Genomic DNA, 16,663 nt, shown 5'->3' with positions numbered 1-16,663 from the left:
GAGCAGGATCCGCGCTCCGCTTGGACGCGATGAGAGGAAAGAGAGCACATGCGTACCTTCACCAAGGTGCTGGGCGTCACGGCTGTGGCCGCCCTTGTTCTGACCGGTTGCGGTCGGAACAGCGACACCGGCACGACGCCGGGCGCGTCCAACGGAGGATCCGCTGCCGCGGGCTTCCCCGCCAACGCGGTCATCGGCGTCGCGCTGCCGCAGAAGACGTCGGAGAACTGGGTGCTCGCCGAGCAGCTGTTCAAGGACGGCCTGTCCGCGGCCGGCTTCCAGGGCGACGTGCAGTTCGCCAACGGTGGCGTGTCGGAGCAGCAGAACCAGATCTCGGCGATGGTCACCAAGGGCGCCAAGGTCATCGTCGTCGGTGCCATCGACGGCTCGCAGCTGGGGTCCCAGCTCAAGGCCGCGAAGGACGCCGGCGCCACGGTCATCGCCTACGACCGCCTCGTGAAGAACACGCCCGCCGTCGACTACTACGTGGCCTACGACAACTTCAAGGTCGGCGAGCTGCAGGGCCAGGCCCTGCTCGACGGCATGGCCAAGAAGAAGCCCAACGGCCCGTACAACATCGAGCTCTTCGCCGGCTCGCCCGACGACGCGAACGCCCAGGTGTTCTTCGACGGCGCCATGAAGGTGCTCAAGCCGAAGATCGACGACGGCACCCTGAAGGTCGTCTCCGGCCAGAAGGACTTCAACCAGGTCGTCACGCAGGGCTGGAAGGCCGAGAACGCGCAGAAGCGCATGGACACGCTTCTCGCGGCGAGCTACACGAGCGCTCCCCTCGACGGCGTGCTGTCGCCCAACGACACGCTGGCCCGCGCGATCCTCACGTCGGTGAAGGCGGCCGGCAAGCCGACGCCGATCGTCACCGGTCAGGACTCCGAGGTCGAGTCGGTCAAGTCGATCATGGCGGGTGAGCAGTACTCCACGATCAACAAGGACACGCGCAACCTCGTCAAGGAGACCATCGCCATGGTCTCCGCCCTGCAGAAGGGGCAGAAGCCGACCGTCAACGACACCAAGTCCTACAACAACGGTGTCAAGGTCGTCCCGGCCAACCTCCTCCCGCCGGTCATCGTGACCAAGGAGAACGCGGCCGAGGCCTACGCGAACGACCCGACGCTGGCCCCACTCACCAAGTGAGCTGACACAGCACGGTCACCGCACCACGGTGAAGGCCCGCCCCGTCCGGGGCGGGCCTTCGTCGTCCCCACGTCCGTCCCCGCGTCGACCTCGCGTCGACCTCGCGGACCCGGACAGCCGCCCCCACCGAGTGCCGAGGGCGTAGCGTCGCGCCATGGCGGACGTCTACCTCCACGGGCACCACGCGAGCGTCCTCTCGGCGCACGGCGCGCGAACTGCGGCGGACTCGGCCGCCTACCTGCTCCCCCGGCTGCGAGACGGGATGCGCGTCCTCGACGTGGGCTGCGGGCCCGGCACCGTCACCCTCGACCTCGCAGAGGCGGTCGCGCCGACGGGCGCCGTCACGGGCATCGAGAACGTCGAGGGCCCGCTCGAGCACGCGCGCCGCAACGCGGCCGCACGCGGTGACGCGCGCACGCAGTTCGACCTGGCCGACGTCAGGGACCTTCCGTATGCCGACGCCTCCTTCGACGTCGTCCACGCCCACCAGGTGCTCCAGCACCTCACCGACCCCGTCGGCGCCCTTCGCGAGATGGCGCGCGTGGCACGTCCCGGTGGTCTGGTAGCCATGCGCGACGTCGACTACGCGTCGATGGTGTGGCACCCGGCGTCCGAGGGGATGACCCGGTGGCTCGGGGTCTACCGACGCCTCGCTCGCCTCAACCATGCCGAGCCCGATGCAGGGCGCCACCTCGTCGCCTGGTCACACTCCGCGGGGCTGACCCGACTCGAGCCGTCCGCCTCGCTGTGGACCTATGCGACGCCGGAGCAGTGCGCGTGGTGGGGTGGCACCTGGGCCCGCCGCGCGCTCGAGTCGACCTTCGCGACGCAGGCGCTCGAGCGCGGGCTCGTGACGCCCGACGACCTGGCGGCCATCAGCGCTGACTGGCAGGCGTGGTCGACGCACCCCGACGCGTGGTTCGCGATGACCCACGCCGAGGTGATCGCCCACGTCTGACTCCGCGGCCTCGGGCCGGGAAACGGTTCGCGAGGTGCGCTGCGGTTTTGCCAGAGTGGCCCCATGCCGCGAACCTCATGCACCTTCACCCTGGTCGCCGACCCCGCCGAGGCGCAGGCGCGCTTCGCGACCCTCGTGGAGCGTGAGCCGGAGGCGCTCAGCGTCATCGCGAGCGTGACGCAGGCCCTCGTCACCGATCCCAGCCGCTACGTCGAGCCGCGCTGGTGGACGGACGCGGACGCGTCGGGTGAGGTCGTCGCCGCCTTCATGCACACGCCGCCCCACCCGCTGCACATCGCGCTGGCCACCGCTGACCAGGCGCGTGACCTCGCCGCGCTGCTCGCCGATGCGGGCGGCAGCCTCCCCGGTGTGGGCGGGCAGCGAACAGCGGCCGAGGCCTTCGCGGACGAGTGGGCCGCACTCACGGGCGCGACGTCGACGGTCTCCATGGAGGTGGGGCGCTTCGACCTGCCGACGAGACCACGCCTGGCCTTCGAGGTCAGCGGCTCCTTCCGGGCCGCCACCGACGCGGACGCACCGCTCGTCCATCGCTGGCACCAGCAGTTCGTGGACGCCATCGAGGGCGGCGGGCGTGCCGCGTCACCCCTGACACAGCACCTCGCCGACGGTCGGGTCGGACTCTGGGAGGACGACGGCCGACCGGTGTCGATGGCGTACGCCTCCCCTGCGAACGGAGGTGTCACACGCATCTCCGGCGTGTGGACCCCACCGGACCTGCGCGGACACGGCTACGCGAGCGGGGTCGTCGCGGCGCTCAGCACCGCGCGCCTCGACGCGGGTGAGGCGTGCATGCTCTACACCGACCTGGCCAACCCGACGTCCAACGCCATCTACCAGGCGATGGGATACCGCCGCATCGGTGACAGCATCAGCATCAGGTTCGACGCCTGACGTCTCAGCGCAGGACGCCGCCGGCACGCAGCGCCGTGCGGATCATCGGCCACTGCAGCGGCAACCGCGCGACGGTCGCCGCGAGATAACCCTGCCTCTTCGGATCCTCCGGGTCGCGGTCGAACCGACGCTTCGCCTGGCCCGTCATCGTGACGTTCGCCGGGAAGACGGCGACGAGCAGGGCAGCCGAGGCCAGACCCGCCACACGCCGGGTGCGTGGAAGGAAGAGCCCCACGGCACAGGCGATCTCGAGTGCGCCCGACGCATATACCAGCGTCCTGCGCGACGGCAGCTGCTTCGGCACCATCGCCTCGAACGGCGCGGGCTTGACGAAGTGCATCGTCCCCGACGTGAGGAAGAGGCCGGCCAGGGCGATGGCGTCCCTGCCGAGCGGTGCGTTCGTCGCGGTCTTCATGACCTCACCCTAGGGGCGTCGGCGCTAGAGCAGGACCGTGGTGAAGGCCCCGACCTCGTGGAAGCCGCAGCGGGCGTAGGTGGCGCGCGCCGCGGCGTTGAAGTCGTTGACGTAGAGCGAGACCTCGTCGGCCATGCTCGACAGCACCTGCTCGACGACGCTCGCCATGGCCGGCACCGAGAGGCCCCGTCCCCGCAGGCGTGGGTGCAGCCACACCCCCTGCACCTGGGCGCAGCCGAGGGCGAGCGAGCCGACGTCGGCCTTGAAGACGACCTCGCCGTCCTCGACCCTGACGAACGTGTGGCCCGCCCGGATGAGCGCGGCGATGCTCGCCCGATAGCTGCGGTCGGAGCCGAAGTACGGCGGGTAGCCGATCTCCTCGGTGAACATGCTGGCGGCGGCGGGCAGCACGAGGTCGACCTCGTCGAGGCGCGCGGGGCGCACGTCGGGATCGAGCGGGAGGCCGAGGCTCGACGGCATGTCGCGGGTGGTCAACAGCGGCTGGTGCGCGCGGATGGCACGGACAGGACCCCACGTGGGGCCGAGGCGGTCCCACAGGCCGATGACCTGCCCGCTCGGGCCGAAGATCGAGGCGCACTGGCGGCGCATCCGGATGATCCGCGCCGCCACAGCCGCCACGCCGTCCTGGTCGAGCTCGACCGGCACGACGTTGGCGCTGACCCACACGAGACCACGCAGCTCACCGTCGCTCCAATGGCCCAGGAGTGACCCGGGAGAGCTGCGGAGCGAGCCCTCGACGATGCGCGCCGCCACGAAGGCATTGGCCACGCGGTCACGCGCGCACACCTCGAGGGCAGCGTCGTGGTCGGCCCCGGACAGGGGCCGCACGGGAAGGCGTTGGCGGAGCACCTCCCCAGACTGCCTGCCCACGGCCCGGGTGTCACCCCGGCGCGCCCCACGAACGCGTCACAGCCCGCCCGGGGACCGCCCCTCGCCCGATCGAGCCAGCGGCTCGCGTTGGATGAACTGCTCTGTCGATCGAGTCAGCTGGTGGGGTGCAGGACCGGCCGGTCGAGGTCGGTGTTGTCGAGGACCCAAGTGGCTCGGGCTCGCGGGTCGGCAGCGGCGAGGTAGAGCCGCTGGCCGTCGACGTAGCGGCGGTTCGCCTCCGCCTCGGGATGCGGGTCGTGGTCGCCGGGGAAGCGCTCGTTGCCTCGGGGCACCGACACCTCGAAGGGCACGTCGAGCCACACCGTCGCGTCCCACACGTCGGCGAGCTCGGGTCGCTGCAGGAAGATCCCGTCCACGAGCAGCACCGTGTCCGCCGCGACGGCGACCGGGGCCGGGTGCACCGGCAGATCGGCATCCACGTCGTTGACGGCAGGCGTCACGGGCTCGCCTCGTCGGAACGGGTCGACGACCGCCCGGCGGAACGCGGCGTAGTCGTAGGAGTCCTCGTAGAAGGTCTCGGGTCCACGGCCGCGGGCGATGCGCTCGGCCTTCGGCCGGTGGAACCCGTCGATCGAGACGCGCACGACGTCGCGCGAGCCGGCCACGGCGCCGATCACCTCGGCGAGCTGGTCGGCCAGCACGGTCTTGCCGGCGCCGTCGAAGCCGTCGACGGCCACGGCGACGCGCTCACCCGGCCGGAGCGCGAGGACGCGGTCCGCGAGGCACCGCAGGACGGCATACCTCACCGTCGCGGGGACGGGGGTCCGCACGTCAGCTGACGCTGACGCTGGGGGCCCCGGCCGACTCGTCGTCGACCGGCTCGCCCATCTCCTCGGCGAGGCGCATGGCCTCCTCGATGAGGGTCTCGACGATCTGCGCCTCGGGCACGGTCTTGATGACCTCGCCCTTGACGAAGATCTGGCCCTTGCCGTTGCCCGAGGCGACGCCGAGGTCGGCCTCGCGGGCCTCGCCGGGACCGTTGACGACGCAGCCCATGACGGCGACTCGCAGCGGCACGGTCATGCCCTCGAGTCCGGCGGTGACCTGGTCGGCGAGCGTGTAGACGTCGACCTGGGCGCGGCCGCACGACGGGCACGAGACGATCTCGAGCTTGCGCGGGCGCAGGTTGAGGCTCTGCAGGATCTGGATGCCGACCTTGACCTCCTCGACCGGCGGGGCCGAGAGGGAGACGCGGATCGTGTCGCCGATGCCGCGCGAGAGCAGCGCGCCGAAGGCCGTCGCCGACTTGATGGTGCCCTGGAAGGCGGGGCCGGCCTCGGTCACACCGAGGTGCAGGGGCCAGTCGCCGCGCTCGGCGAGCAGCTCGTAGGCGCGCACCATGACGACGGGGTCGTTGTGCTTGACCGAGATCTTGAAGTCGTGGAAGTCGTGCTCCTCGAAGAGGCTCGCCTCCCAGACGGCCGACTCGACGAGCGCCTCGGGGGTCGCCTTGCCGTACTTCTCCATGATCCGCTTGTCGAGGCTGCCGGCGTTGACGCCGATGCGGATGGAGACGCCGGCGTCCTTGGCCTCGCGCGCGATCTGCTTGACCTGGTCGTCGAACTGGCGGATGTTGCCGGGGTTGACGCGCACCGCTGCGCAGCCGGCCTCGATGGCGGCGTAGACGTACTTCGGCTGGAAGTGGATGTCGGCGATGACCGGGATCTGGCTCTTCCGCGCGATCGCGGGCAGCGCGTCGGCGTCGTCCTGGCTCGGGCAGGCGACGCGCACGATGTCGCAGCCGCTGGCCGTGAGCTCGGCGATCTGCTGGAGGGTCGCGTTGATGTCGGTCGTCGGGGTCGTCGTCATCGACTGGACCGAGACCGGGAAGTCGCTGCCAACGCCGACCTTGCCCACGTGGATCTGACGGGTCTGGCGACGGGGCGCGAGGACCGGCGGGGGCAGGGGCGGCATACCGAGGGAGACGCTCATCCCGCCATTATGACCGCCCTCGGGGGCTCCGCCCCCGAGCACCCCCGGGAAGCTTCCGCGTCAGCCGAAGAGCCTGATCGGCTTGACGATGTCGGCGTAGATGAGCAGCACCGACATGGTGATGAGCACGAGGCTCATGCCGTAGGCGATCGGCAGGCCCTTGGCGACGTCGACGAAGCCGGGGTCGGGGCGGTGGCGCAGGCGTGCCCAGCCCTTCTTGATCGACTCCCAGATCGCCCCCGCCACGTGCCCGCCGTCGAGCGGGAGCAGCGGCACGAGGTTGAAGACGAAGAGGGCGAGGTTGAGCGAGGCGATGAGCAGGATCAGCTGCGCGAGCTTCACCCAGTTGCCACCCTCGTCGGCCGGGATGTCGAGCGCGGCGACCTCACCGCCGATGCGGCCGACGCCGACGACGGAGATGGGGCCGTTGGGGTCGCGCGCCTCGGACCCGAAGGCGGCCTGCACGACGCCGGCCATCTTCTGCGGGATCTTGACGATGATCGATGCCGTGTCGACGAGGCGGTCCCAGACGAACTTGGGCGCCTGGATGATCGGGGTCCGGACGAGCTCCTGGCCGGGCGTGAGGCCGGCGAAACCCATCGACGCCAGGACGAGCTTGCCGTCCTTGGCGATCGGGTTGCCCTGGTCGTCGTAGGTGGCGCGTTCGATGACGGCCGGCGTGATCGAGATCCGCACCTGCTGGTCACCACGCTGGACGACCCACGCCATCGTCTTGCCCTTGCTGTCGCGGATCGCGGCGGTGACCTGGTCCCACGAGGTCACGGGGCGGCCGTCGACGGAGACGATGCGGTCGCGTTCCTGCAGTCCCGCCGCCTTGGCCGGTGCGACGGGGTCCCTGGGCTTGCACTGCGGCTGCGGCACCTGGAGGGTGGGCGCTGCCGTCGGCACGCAGGACGACAGGAGCCCGACCTTGGGGGCGACCTGCGGCAGACCGTAGATGGTGATGACGCCGGTCAGGAGCACCGCTGCGATGACGAGGTTCATGACCGGGCCGCCGAGCATGATGACGACCTTCTTCGCAGGATGCAGCTTGTAGAAGACGCGGTCCTCGTCGCCGGGCTGGACCTCCTCCATGGAGTCGGCGCGGGCCTGGTCGACCATCTGGCTGAACCGGCCGGTCGAGAGGGTGCGCAGCTCGCCGGGCTTGTCACCGGGGCGCGGCGGGAGCATCCCGATCATGCGGACGTAGCCCCCGAGCGGGATCGCCTTGATGCCGTACTCGGTCTCACCGCGCCGGCGTGACCAGACCGTGGGCCCGAAGCCGACCATGTACTGGGTCACCTTGACCCCGAACTTCTTGGCCGGCACGAGGTGGCCGATCTCGTGGAGGGCGATGCTGAGCGCCACGCCGGCGACGACGACCAGGACCCCTAGGAAGAACAGCACCCGTTCATTGTCACACCCCGTCCCTGTGAAGCCGATTCGATGTATCTATGCGGCCCCTGTGCCGCGCAGATACATCGAACGGGGTGGATCCACAGCCCTTGGCCACAGGCCTCGGTTGTCCACCGCCGGGCACGACCCCGCCACTCGCCGCAGTGACCACCCGCATGGTGGGCTGGTGGAGAGAATCGCACGTCGCCGCCTGGCCCTCGAGCTCGCCGAGCCCGCGGACGGAGTCGTCTCGAGGGCAATGCTCGCGGCGGCCGGGGTCACTCGACACGACGTCCGCTGCGAGGTCGAAGGCGGACGGTGGCGTCTGCACGGGCGCCAGACGGTGGCCGTGCACAACGGCCCGCTCGGCGTCGTGGCTCGGCGATGGACCGCCGTCTTCGAGACGGGCACCACCATCGCCGCGGTCGACGGCGTGACGGCGCTGCAGCACGCCGGACTCGCCGGCTTCGAGGACGACGACATCCACGTGTCGGCCGTCCACAACCACAACGCCGATCGGCTCCCAGGGGTCACGGTGCACAAGGTCATCCGCCGGGTGTCCGGCGAGCTCACCCCTGGCGGCCTGCATCGGACCTCCTCCGAGGTGGCGGCGGTCCGGGCCGCTCACTGGGCGAGGTCGGACCGACAGGCTGCCCTGGTTCTCCTCATGACCGTGCAGCAGAGGCTGACGACTCCTGCTCGGCTCGCCGCCGCGCAACGCGTCGTCCGCGGCCGCACCCGCCGCGCCTTCGTCAGGGCGGTCGTGCGTGACATCGCCTTCGGTGTGCAAAGCCTCGGAGAGCTCGACTTCGCCCGGCTATGTCGATCTCGCGGCCTCCCGGAGCCGTCGCGCCAGGTCGTGCGCCAGACGCCGGGGGGCCGCATCTACCTCGATGTCGCCTGGGACGGCTACGACCTCGTGGTCGAGATCGACGGGGCCCAGCACCGCTGGGGCATCGCCGTGACCTTCGACAACCTGAGGCAGAACGACGTCACTCTCTCGGGCGACCGTGTGCTGCGGATCGACATCATCGGCCTCCGCCTCGAGACCGACCGCTTCCTCGACCAGGTCGAGCGCGGTCTCGTCCACCGTCGCGCCGCGTGAGCGGCTCTCCGGACCGCCGGTTCGATGTATTTCCGAGGCCCCTGGGCCTCGGAAATACATCGAACCGTCAGGAGGTGCGCGCGGCGGCAGCCCGCCGAGCCCAGGTGTCGGCCGCGAGGACGTCGTCGAGCGTGAGGTCGGTGACGTGCGAGGCCGGCTCGGCGGCATACGCCTTCACGACCTCGGCGACGGTGTCGACGATGTCGACGAAGCCGATGCGGCCGTCGTGGAACGCATCGACCGCAACCTCGTTGGCGGCGTTGTAGACGGCCGGCCACGTGCCACCCGCCTCGCCCACCCGGCGGGCCAGTGCGACCGCCGGGAAGGCCTCGTCGTCGAGCGGCTCGAAGTCCCACGACTGCGCCCGGGTCCAGTCGACCGGCACGTCCGCGTCGGCGAGCCGCTCGGGCCAGCTCATCCCCAGCGCGATCGGCACGAGCATCCGCGGCGGACCGGCCTGGGCGATGGTCGAGCCGTCGACGAACTCGACCATCGAGTGGATCATCTGCTGCGGGTGCACGACGACGTCGATGCGCTCGAAGGGGATGTCGAAGAGCAGGTGCGCCTCGATGACCTCGAGCCCCTTGTTGACGAGGGTGGCCGAGTTCGTCGTGATGACGCGGCCCATCGCGAAGTTCGGGTGCGCGAGGGCCTGCTCGGGCGTCACGTCGGCCAGCTCGGCGCGTGAGCGTCCCCGGAACGGACCACCGCTCGCGGTGACGACCAGGCGGCGCACCTCCGCCGCGCGACCGCCGCGCAGGCACTGGGCGATCGCCGAGTGCTCGCTGTCGACGGGCACGATCTGGCCGGGCGCCGCGATCGCCTTGACGAGCGGGCCGCCGATGATGAGCGACTCCTTGTTGGCGAGCGCCAGCGCGGTGCCGGCGCGCAGCGCGGCGAGCGTCGGCTCGAGGCCGATGGCGCCGGTGATGCCGTTGACGACGACGTCCGACTCGCGCGCTGCGAGGGTCGTGCTCGCGCCGGGGCCGACGAGCAGCTCGGGGTCGTATGCCGTCACGCCCGCCGCGTCTGCCGCGGCCGCGACCGCTCGCGCCAGGTCCTCCTGCGTCCCGCTCGCCACCGCGACGACGGGCACCCGCAGCGCCACGGCCTGCTCGGCGACGAGCTGGACGTTGGCGCCGGCCGACAGACCGACGACCTCGAAGCGGTCACGGTTGCGGTGGACGAGGTCGAGGGCCTGCGTCCCGATCGAGCCGGTCGAGCCGAGCAGGACGATACGGCGAAGGCGCGTCGGGGTGTCAGTCACCCCGGCATTCTCGCGCAGCCTCCGGTGTGGCGGTCAGGTGGTCACTCCTCTCGCCCGGAGGAGCTCCTCGCGCTTGAAGGCGTAGGCGACGGCCCACGTCATGCGGAGGCGGTACATGCGGATGTCGTCGCCCCACGAGTACGGGCTGCTGCCGTAGTGGGCGGTCCAGTGGGCATCCACCTCGTCGCGCTCGGGTCCCGGCGCGATGAGCTCGGCGTGGCCGTGGCTGAAGAGCGCGAGGTCCTCGCCGTCGATGTGGGCGACGCTGACCGCGGGCCGCGCGGCGAGGTGTCGCGCCTTGGCGGAGTCGCCCGACGTGCCGAACGTCCACGTTCCGTGGAGGAAGTGTCCGTCGAGGGCGCTGATGCGCGGCTCCCCCGCCGCCGTGACCGTGGCGACCGCGAGCACCTTCATGCCGGTCAGCAGAGCGACGAGCTGCTCGGCGGTGAGGGTGCGGTCGTCGCCGATGATGCTGCGCAGGTGCCCCGTCGACCTCGCGTGCGAGGCATCGAGCAGGGCCTGCAGGACAGCTGTCTCCTCCGGTGTCTCCAGCATCCTCCGACGCTAGCGCCGGCTGCCGACGTTCGACCCGGGTCCGCCCAGTGCAGTGGAGCAGTCAGGGGACTCGCGCCGTCACCCCTTCGGGCATGATGGCGAGGTGAAGTCGCTCGGCTCGCGTCAGGTCCTGCTCGGTGTGCTCGCCGTGGCCGTCGTCGTGCTCGCCTGGGTCGTCGTCCGCGCCACGCAGGCCCCGTCCACGTCTGCGGGACAAAGAGCGGTGGCCAGCGCCACCTACACGCTCGGCCCTCTGGGCACCGACCCGGACTCGAGGCGTGCGTGGGTCGCCGAGTCGGCACTCCCCCCGCAGGCCCTCGACACGTTGGCACTGATCCGCGCCGGCGGGCCTTTTCCCTACCCGCGCAGCGACAACCAGGTCTTCGACAACCGGGAACGCCTGCTACCGCTGCACGCCCGCGGCTACTACCGCGAGTTCACCGTCGTGACACCGGGATCGGACGACCGCGGTGCCCGCCGCATCATCACGGGCAGCAGCGGCGAGAAGTACTGGACCGACGACCACTACGCATCGTTCAGCCGGATCAGGGAGGGCACGTGACGACGTTCCTCGGCACGCACAGCGAGCCCGACGACCACATCGCACAGCTGCGGTGGCTGGGTCACGACGTGCGCATCGTCTCGGGCGGCGACGACAAGGCGGGTGTGCTCGACGCCTTCGCGACGGACCTCGAGCTGCCCGACTGGTTCGGGCGCAACTGGGATGCCCTCGTGGACGCCCTGCGCGACCTCGACGCCCCACGGGGGGTGCCGATCGAGCTCGTCTGGGACCACGCGGCCGCCCTGCGCGAGCGCGACCGCGACGCCTTCGACACGGTCGTCGAGATCCTCGAGCAGGTCGCCGACGAGCGCGACGACCTGCTCATCACCGTGGTGACCCGGTGACCCCGGCACCCACGGAGCCGCCGGGCTAGCCCTTTTGCCGGAGGCGCGAGCGACAGCGCTGTGCAAGCGTGGCTCTCCTACCCGAATCGGCAACGAGGGAGAGCGCAATGCCCCGTTACATGTACATCGCCCGCTACGACAGCGCCGGGGTCCAGGGTGTCCTGGCCAAGGGCGGCTCTGCCCGGGCGGCAGTGATCGAGAAGGCAGCCGCCGATGCGGGTGGCCGCATGGTGACGTTCGACTTCGCCTTCGGCGAGGACGACGTCTACACCCTCTGCGAGCTGCCCGACAACAAGGCCGCTGCCGCGGTGGCTCTGGCCGTCAACTCCACTGGTCTGGCGCATGTCCGGACCGTCGTCCTGATCAGCCCCGAGGACGTCGACGCCGCCTCGAAGCAGCAGGTCAGCTACACCGCCCCTGGCAGGTGACGTCCGCCCGCGAGACCGCGGGCACGCCCTCTCGGCGGGACGGCATACGCCGTCGGGAGTGGGCCTCAAGAGACGAAGACGCGGTCGTCGATGAGCCGCTCGGCGATCTCCTGTCCCGCCGTGTGGAAGCGGCCGTGCTCGAAGTCCTTGGCGAACTCGAGCTCGACGTGAGCCTTGCCGTGGCGGTTCTTCTCGACGCTGACCACTGACCAGCCGCGGAAGCGCTGGATGTTGCCGAGGTCGTAGACGAGGTGCTCCCGCGAGACGACGTCGACCTTGTCGTTGACGATGAGGACGACGTCGGCCTCGTAGGCCAGCGCCGACGACCCGCGCAGGTCGTGGGTGCGCATCCGATGCCCGGCGGCGTGGGCCGCCTTGTCGGCGGCCGAGATCGCCAGGACGGGCACGCGGGCCGAGAGCGCGAGGTCCTTGAGGCCCTCGGCAGCCGCAGTGATCCGGTCGCTCTCCTCGGCGCGGTCGACGGGCAGCTTCTGGATGTAGTCGAGCAGCACGAAGGGCGCCTGTCCCGTCGCCTTCGTGACGCGGTCGACGGTGGCCCAGACCTGCTCGAGCGTCGTCGTCGCCCCGGACGACTCGTGGATCTGGAGCCGGTCGCCGTATCCGACGAGCGCGGCTTGGGCTCGCGCGCCGCCGCTCAGGCTGCCGAGGACCCCGTCGAGCGATCCGGCGTCCACGGCGTTCTCCAGCGCGAGACGCACGTCGATGACTCCGGCCACCTCGCCCGGGTCGCCCTCGGCGGCCTCCATCGAGATGAGCCGCTCCAGCAGGGTGTGGCTGTCGTGCTCATAGGAGAAGACAAGGGCGCTCCCACCGGCGGCGACGACGTTACGCGCCATCTGCACACCGAGCGTCGTCTTGCCGTGCCCGGCCGGACCGCCGAGCAGGACGAGCTCACCGGAACGGAAGCCGCCCGTCAGGAGGGTGTCGAGAGCCGGGAAGCCGGTCGACCACACGCGCGCCCCGGCAGGGAGGCCGCGGCGCAGGACGTCGTCCGTCTCGTTGAGCAGGGCGTCGAGCGGACGCAGGGTTCCCGCGTCACGAGGACCGGTTGGAGTGACCATGCGCAGATTGCACCACAACGCACCCCCGCGCCGGGTCGGATCAGCGAATGTCCAGCGTCAGAGGGCGATTCCGACGTACTTCGTCTCGAGGTACTCGTCGATGCCCTCGAAGCCGCCCTCGCGCCCGACACCGGACGCCTTGACCCCGCCGAAGGGCGCCGCCGGGTTGGAGACGATGCCCTGGTTGACACCGACCATGCCGTACTCGAGGGCCTCGCTCATCGTGATGGCACGCGAGAGGTCCTTGGTGAAGAGGTACGCGACGAGGCCGTACTCGGTGTCGTTGGCGAGGCGGATTGCCTCGGCGTCGGTGCGGAACGTCGTGACCGGTGCGACCGGGCCGAAGATCTCCTCGCGGGCCATGTCGGCGTCGTTGGGCACGTCCGCGAGCACGGTCGGCTCGTAGAACCAGCCGGCGCCGTCGGGCGCCTTGCCGCCCACGAGGACCTTCGCGCCCTTGGAGACCGCGTCGTCGACGAGCGCCGAGACCTTGTCGCGGGCCTTCTCGTCGACGAGGGGGCCGACGTCGACGCCGTCCTTGGTGCCCTTGCCGAGGGTGAGCGCGCCCATCCGGCGGGCCAGCTCGGCGCTGAACTCGTCGGCGAGCGACTCGTGGACGTAGAAGCGGTTGGCGGCGGTGCACGCCTCGCCCATGTTGCGCATCTTGGCGAGCATCGCGCCCTCGACGGCCTGGTCGACGTCGGCGTCCTCGAAGACGAGGAACGGCGCGTTGCCGCCGAGCTCCATCGACACGCGCAGGATCCCCTGCGAGGCCTGCTCCATGAGCGATCGCCCGACCGGGGTCGAGCCGGTGAAGGTCAGCTTGCGCAGGCGCGGGTCGCGGATGAGCGGCTCCATGACGTCTCCGGTCGTGCCGTGCGTCGTCATGACGACGTTGAGGACGCCGTCGGGCAGCCCGCATTCGCGGAGCAGCTCAGCGAGGGCGAGCATCGTCAGCGGCGTCTGGCTGGCCGGCTTGACGACCATGGTGCAGCCAGCGGCGATGGCAGGGCCGATCTTGCGCGTGCCCATCGCGAGCGGGAAGTTCCAGGGGGTGATCATCAGCGTCGGGCCGACGGGCTGCTTCATCGTCATGAGTCGGGTCGCGCCGTTGGGGGCGGTCGACCAGCGGCCCGAGATGCGCACGGCCTCCTCGGAGAACCACCGGAAGAACTCGGCGCCGTAGGCGACCTCGCCGCGGCTCTCGGCGAGCGTCTTGCCCATCTCGAGGGTCATGAGCATCGCGAACTCGTCGGCACGCTCGGTGATCTTCTCGTATGCCGTCCGCAGCAGCTCGCCGCGCTCGCGCGGCGCCGTCCGGGCCCAGTCGCTCTGTGCCGCCACGGCGGCGTCGAGCGCGGCGCGACCGTCGGCGACGGACGCCGCGGCGACATGGGTGAGGACCTTCCCGGTCGACGGGTCGTCGACGGCGATCGTCTCGCCGTCGCTGCCGTCGCGCCACTGCCCTCCGATGAGCAGGCCCTTCGGGACCGCGTCGATCACTGACTTCTGCGTCACCGCTGCCATGCCTGAACCCTATTCCTCTCCTGGTGGTCGTCGTCGGCGGCCCGTGGCGGGCGCCCCGTCAACGCTCGTCGATGCCCCACGGGGAGCCGTAGCCCGCGGGCTTGTCGGCGGCCAGCAGGTCGAGGAACGGGACGGCGTCGAAGGCCTCGGGGCCGAGCACACCCGCGCCACTCCACGTGCCCCGGGCGAGCAGCTCGAGCGCGACCACGGGGTTGACCGCCGTCTGCCACACCACGCACTGCGCGCCATACGCCGCCATCGTCTCGGCGTTGTCGACGACGTGGTAGAGGTACGTGCGACGCGGCCGGCCGTCCTTGCCCGTGCCGGTGACGAAGAGGCCGGCGCACGTCTTGCCGGTCATCCGGGGCCCGATGGTCGCCGGGTCCGGTAGCGCAGCGGCCACGAAGTCACGTGGCGAGACCTGCACACCCTTGACGGTGATCGGCGAGGTCTGGTCGAGACCGAGGGTGTTCAGCACCTTGAGGATGGTGATGAACTCGTCCCCGAGGCCGTACTTGAAGGTGACCCGCTTGGCGTCGACCCAGCGCGGCATGAGGAGCACCTCCTCGTGCTCGACGTTGACGCACTCGACCGGCCCGATGCCCTCCGGGAAGTCGAAGACCTCCGGCTCGCTGAAGGGCGCGGTCGTGAACCAGCCACGGTCCTTCTCCCAGACGACGGGAGGGTTGAGGCACTCCTCGATCGTCGTCCACATCGAGAAGCTCGGCGCGAAGACCTCGTTGCCCTCGTCGTCGTGCACCGCGAGGTTCGCGCCGTCCCGCGTGCCCAGCTCGTCGATCTCGTCGAAGAGGTGGTCGGAGGCATACCGGGCGAACACGTCGGAGAGCCCTGGCTCGACGCCGATGCCGACGAGCGCCAGGCGGCCGTCGGCCTCCCACTCCCCTGCCACCGCGAACTGCTCGTCCCCGAGCATGACGCCGACCTGCTCGAAGGGTCGCTCGGGGTGGCGCTGGGACAGGCTCATCGCCATGTCGAGATAGTCGGCCCCGGCAGCCTTGGCGCCATTGAAGATCGGCATGTTGAACTTCGGGTCGACGGCGTTGAAGACGTGGGTGGCGGCATGCTCCCGGGCCAGTCTCGTCACGGCCTCGGCCGATGAGCCATCGACCTGGGCCGCCACGAACCGGGTGTCTGCCGGATGTCGCACGGCCACGGCAGCGACGGTGCGCTCGGCCCGCGCCACGTCGTAGTCGGCGACGACCCAGGTGTCGAAGAAGGCACGCTCGGCCGCGATGCGCGCGGCGGCGTCACCGACTCCACCGGAGCCGATCATGAGGACGCGCAAGGCAGCTCACTCCAGGGGGTCAGGCCGACGCCCCGCGACGTCGACTGCCGATGACTTGGGCAGCGATGACGCAGAGGACGGCGATGAGGAACATCGAGAACCCGATGACGTTGGCCTGGGCCGGGATGCCGCGGGTGTAGGAGACGTAGACGAACTTCGGGAACGTCGTCTCGTTGCCGGAGACGAAGTTGGTGATGATGAAGTCGTCGAAGGAGAGCGAGAACGACAGCAGGGCCGCCGCGACGATGCCCGGGAGCGCCAGCGGGAAGGTGATCCGCAGGAACGTCGTCCGCGGGTTGGCATAGAGGTCCGAGGCAGCCTCTTCCAGGCGTGGGTCGAGGCTCTGCAGCCGCGCCTTGACGGTGACCACGACGAAGCTGATGCAGAACATGATGTGCGCGATGACGACCGTCCAGAAGCCGAGGTCCATGCGGAATCCCTGGATGAAGATCGTCAGCAGGCTCGCGCCCAGCACCACCTCTGGGGTGGCCATCGGGAGGAACACGAGGATGTTCGTCGAGCCGCGGCCACGGAAGGAGTAGCGGACCAGCGCGAACGCGATGAGCGTGCCGAGGATCGTGGCCACGAGGGTGGCGATCGTCCCGATCTTGATGCTCTCGACGAGCGCCGGGCAGACTCCGGGCGCACCACACGGGTTGGCCCAGTGCTTGAGCGTCGGGCTGCCTTCCGGGTTCCACGTGATGTTGGATCGGCGGTAGTTGTTGAAGGAGAAGACGAACGTGTAGAAGACGGGCAGGAACAGGTAGACGAGCACACAGACGGCGATGATCATCGCGATGTTCTCGCTGAC

The 16,663-nt window shown here is 70.4% G+C and carries 18 protein-coding genes; 7 read left to right on the top strand and 11 right to left on the bottom strand.

Annotated features, from left to right (window positions below; genetic code table 11):
- The first annotated feature begins 48 nt into the window (after window positions 1-48).
- The 3 genes from AB4030_RS09570 to AB4030_RS09560 all read left to right on the top strand — a co-directional run bounded on the left by AB4030_RS09570 (window position 49) and on the right by AB4030_RS09560 (window position 3,022).
- Complete coding sequence (locus AB4030_RS09570) at window positions 49-1,152, top strand: substrate-binding domain-containing protein (protein ID WP_442278980.1); 1,104 nt, start codon at window positions 49-51, stop codon at window positions 1,150-1,152.
- A gap of 154 nt (window positions 1,153-1,306) precedes the next feature.
- Window positions 1,307-2,110: a methyltransferase domain-containing protein gene (locus AB4030_RS09565; protein ID WP_442278979.1), complete on the top strand. Its 804-nt coding sequence runs from the start codon at window positions 1,307-1,309 to the stop codon at window positions 2,108-2,110.
- Window positions 2,111-2,173: 63 nt separating this feature from the next.
- Window positions 2,174-3,022: a GNAT family N-acetyltransferase gene (locus AB4030_RS09560; protein WP_442278978.1), complete on the top strand. Its 849-nt coding sequence runs from the start codon at window positions 2,174-2,176 to the stop codon at window positions 3,020-3,022.
- Between the two features lie 4 nt (window positions 3,023-3,026).
- Here AB4030_RS09560 and AB4030_RS09555 read toward each other — a convergent pair whose 3' ends face one another.
- From AB4030_RS09555 to AB4030_RS09535, 5 genes are all read right to left on the bottom strand, one after another.
- A complete protein-coding gene (locus AB4030_RS09555; RefSeq protein ID WP_442278977.1) occupies window positions 3,027-3,437 on the bottom strand; it encodes a DoxX family protein in 411 nt (136 codons plus the stop codon).
- Window positions 3,438-3,461: 24 nt separating this feature from the next.
- Window positions 3,462-4,328: a GNAT family N-acetyltransferase gene (locus tag AB4030_RS09550; protein WP_442278976.1), complete on the bottom strand. Its 867-nt coding sequence runs from the start codon at window positions 4,326-4,328 to the stop codon at window positions 3,462-3,464.
- A 113-nt stretch (window positions 4,329-4,441) separates the two neighbouring features.
- On the bottom strand, window positions 4,442-5,119 hold the full coding sequence (locus AB4030_RS09545) for a uridine kinase (RefSeq protein WP_442278975.1): 678 nt from the start codon (window positions 5,117-5,119) through the stop codon (window positions 4,442-4,444).
- Window position 5,120: 1 nt separating this feature from the next.
- Entirely contained in the window at window positions 5,121-6,281 is a 1,161-nt protein-coding gene (gene ispG, locus AB4030_RS09540) for a flavodoxin-dependent (E)-4-hydroxy-3-methylbut-2-enyl-diphosphate synthase (protein WP_442278974.1), read from the bottom strand.
- Window positions 6,282-6,341: 60 nt separating this feature from the next.
- Window positions 6,342-7,688, bottom strand: coding sequence for a M50 family metallopeptidase (locus tag AB4030_RS09535; protein ID WP_442278973.1), 1,347 nt, complete (start codon window positions 7,686-7,688; stop codon window positions 6,342-6,344).
- A gap of 175 nt (window positions 7,689-7,863) precedes the next feature.
- Between AB4030_RS09535 and AB4030_RS09530 the strand changes: the two genes are divergently transcribed.
- Window positions 7,864-8,781, top strand: coding sequence for a hypothetical protein (locus tag AB4030_RS09530; protein WP_442278972.1), 918 nt, complete (start codon window positions 7,864-7,866; stop codon window positions 8,779-8,781).
- Window positions 8,782-8,848: 67 nt separating this feature from the next.
- On the opposite strand, the gene dxr is transcribed toward AB4030_RS09530, so the two are convergent.
- Both dxr and AB4030_RS09520 read right to left on the bottom strand, forming a co-directional pair.
- Complete coding sequence (dxr, locus tag AB4030_RS09525) at window positions 8,849-10,048, bottom strand: 1-deoxy-D-xylulose-5-phosphate reductoisomerase (RefSeq protein ID WP_442278971.1); 1,200 nt, start codon at window positions 10,046-10,048, stop codon at window positions 8,849-8,851.
- Window positions 10,049-10,081: 33 nt separating this feature from the next.
- Complete coding sequence (locus tag AB4030_RS09520) at window positions 10,082-10,603, bottom strand: pyridoxamine 5'-phosphate oxidase family protein (protein WP_442278970.1); 522 nt, start codon at window positions 10,601-10,603, stop codon at window positions 10,082-10,084.
- Window positions 10,604-10,706: 103 nt separating this feature from the next.
- Between AB4030_RS09520 and AB4030_RS09515 the strand changes: the two genes are divergently transcribed.
- From AB4030_RS09515 to AB4030_RS09505, 3 genes are all read left to right on the top strand, one after another.
- Entirely contained in the window at window positions 10,707-11,165 is a 459-nt protein-coding gene (locus AB4030_RS09515; RefSeq protein WP_442278969.1) for a ribonuclease domain-containing protein, read from the top strand.
- Entirely contained in the window at window positions 11,162-11,509 is a 348-nt protein-coding gene (locus tag AB4030_RS09510; RefSeq protein ID WP_442278968.1) for a barstar family protein, read from the top strand. The genes AB4030_RS09515 and AB4030_RS09510 overlap by 4 nt, the downstream gene beginning before the upstream one ends.
- Before the next feature lie 107 nt (window positions 11,510-11,616).
- On the top strand, window positions 11,617-11,937 hold the full coding sequence (locus tag AB4030_RS09505; RefSeq protein ID WP_442278967.1) for a GYD domain-containing protein: 321 nt from the start codon (window positions 11,617-11,619) through the stop codon (window positions 11,935-11,937).
- A gap of 65 nt (window positions 11,938-12,002) precedes the next feature.
- Here the strand turns inward: AB4030_RS09505 and AB4030_RS09500 are convergent, their stop codons facing one another.
- The 4 genes from AB4030_RS09500 to AB4030_RS09485 are packed head-to-tail and all read right to left on the bottom strand — an operon-like array spanning window position 12,003 to window position 16,645.
- Window positions 12,003-13,019, bottom strand: coding sequence for a DnaB-like helicase C-terminal domain-containing protein (locus tag AB4030_RS09500; RefSeq protein WP_442278966.1), 1,017 nt, complete (start codon window positions 13,017-13,019; stop codon window positions 12,003-12,005).
- Window positions 13,020-13,076: 57 nt separating this feature from the next.
- Window positions 13,077-14,546: an NAD-dependent succinate-semialdehyde dehydrogenase gene (locus AB4030_RS09495; RefSeq protein WP_442278965.1), complete on the bottom strand. Its 1,470-nt coding sequence runs from the start codon at window positions 14,544-14,546 to the stop codon at window positions 13,077-13,079.
- A 58-nt stretch (window positions 14,547-14,604) separates the two neighbouring features.
- On the bottom strand, window positions 14,605-15,852 hold the full coding sequence (locus AB4030_RS09490; protein ID WP_442278964.1) for a saccharopine dehydrogenase family protein: 1,248 nt from the start codon (window positions 15,850-15,852) through the stop codon (window positions 14,605-14,607).
- A 19-nt stretch (window positions 15,853-15,871) separates the two neighbouring features.
- Window positions 15,872-16,645, bottom strand: coding sequence for an ABC transporter permease (locus AB4030_RS09485; protein ID WP_442279113.1), 774 nt, complete (start codon window positions 16,643-16,645; stop codon window positions 15,872-15,874).
- Window positions 16,646-16,663: the final 18 nt, after the last annotated feature.

The organism is Terrabacter sp. 2YAF2, assembly GCF_052114705.1.
Lineage (GTDB): Bacteria > Actinomycetota > Actinomycetes > Actinomycetales > Dermatophilaceae > Terrabacter.
This window is presented reverse-complemented; position numbering and strand designations above follow the sequence as displayed.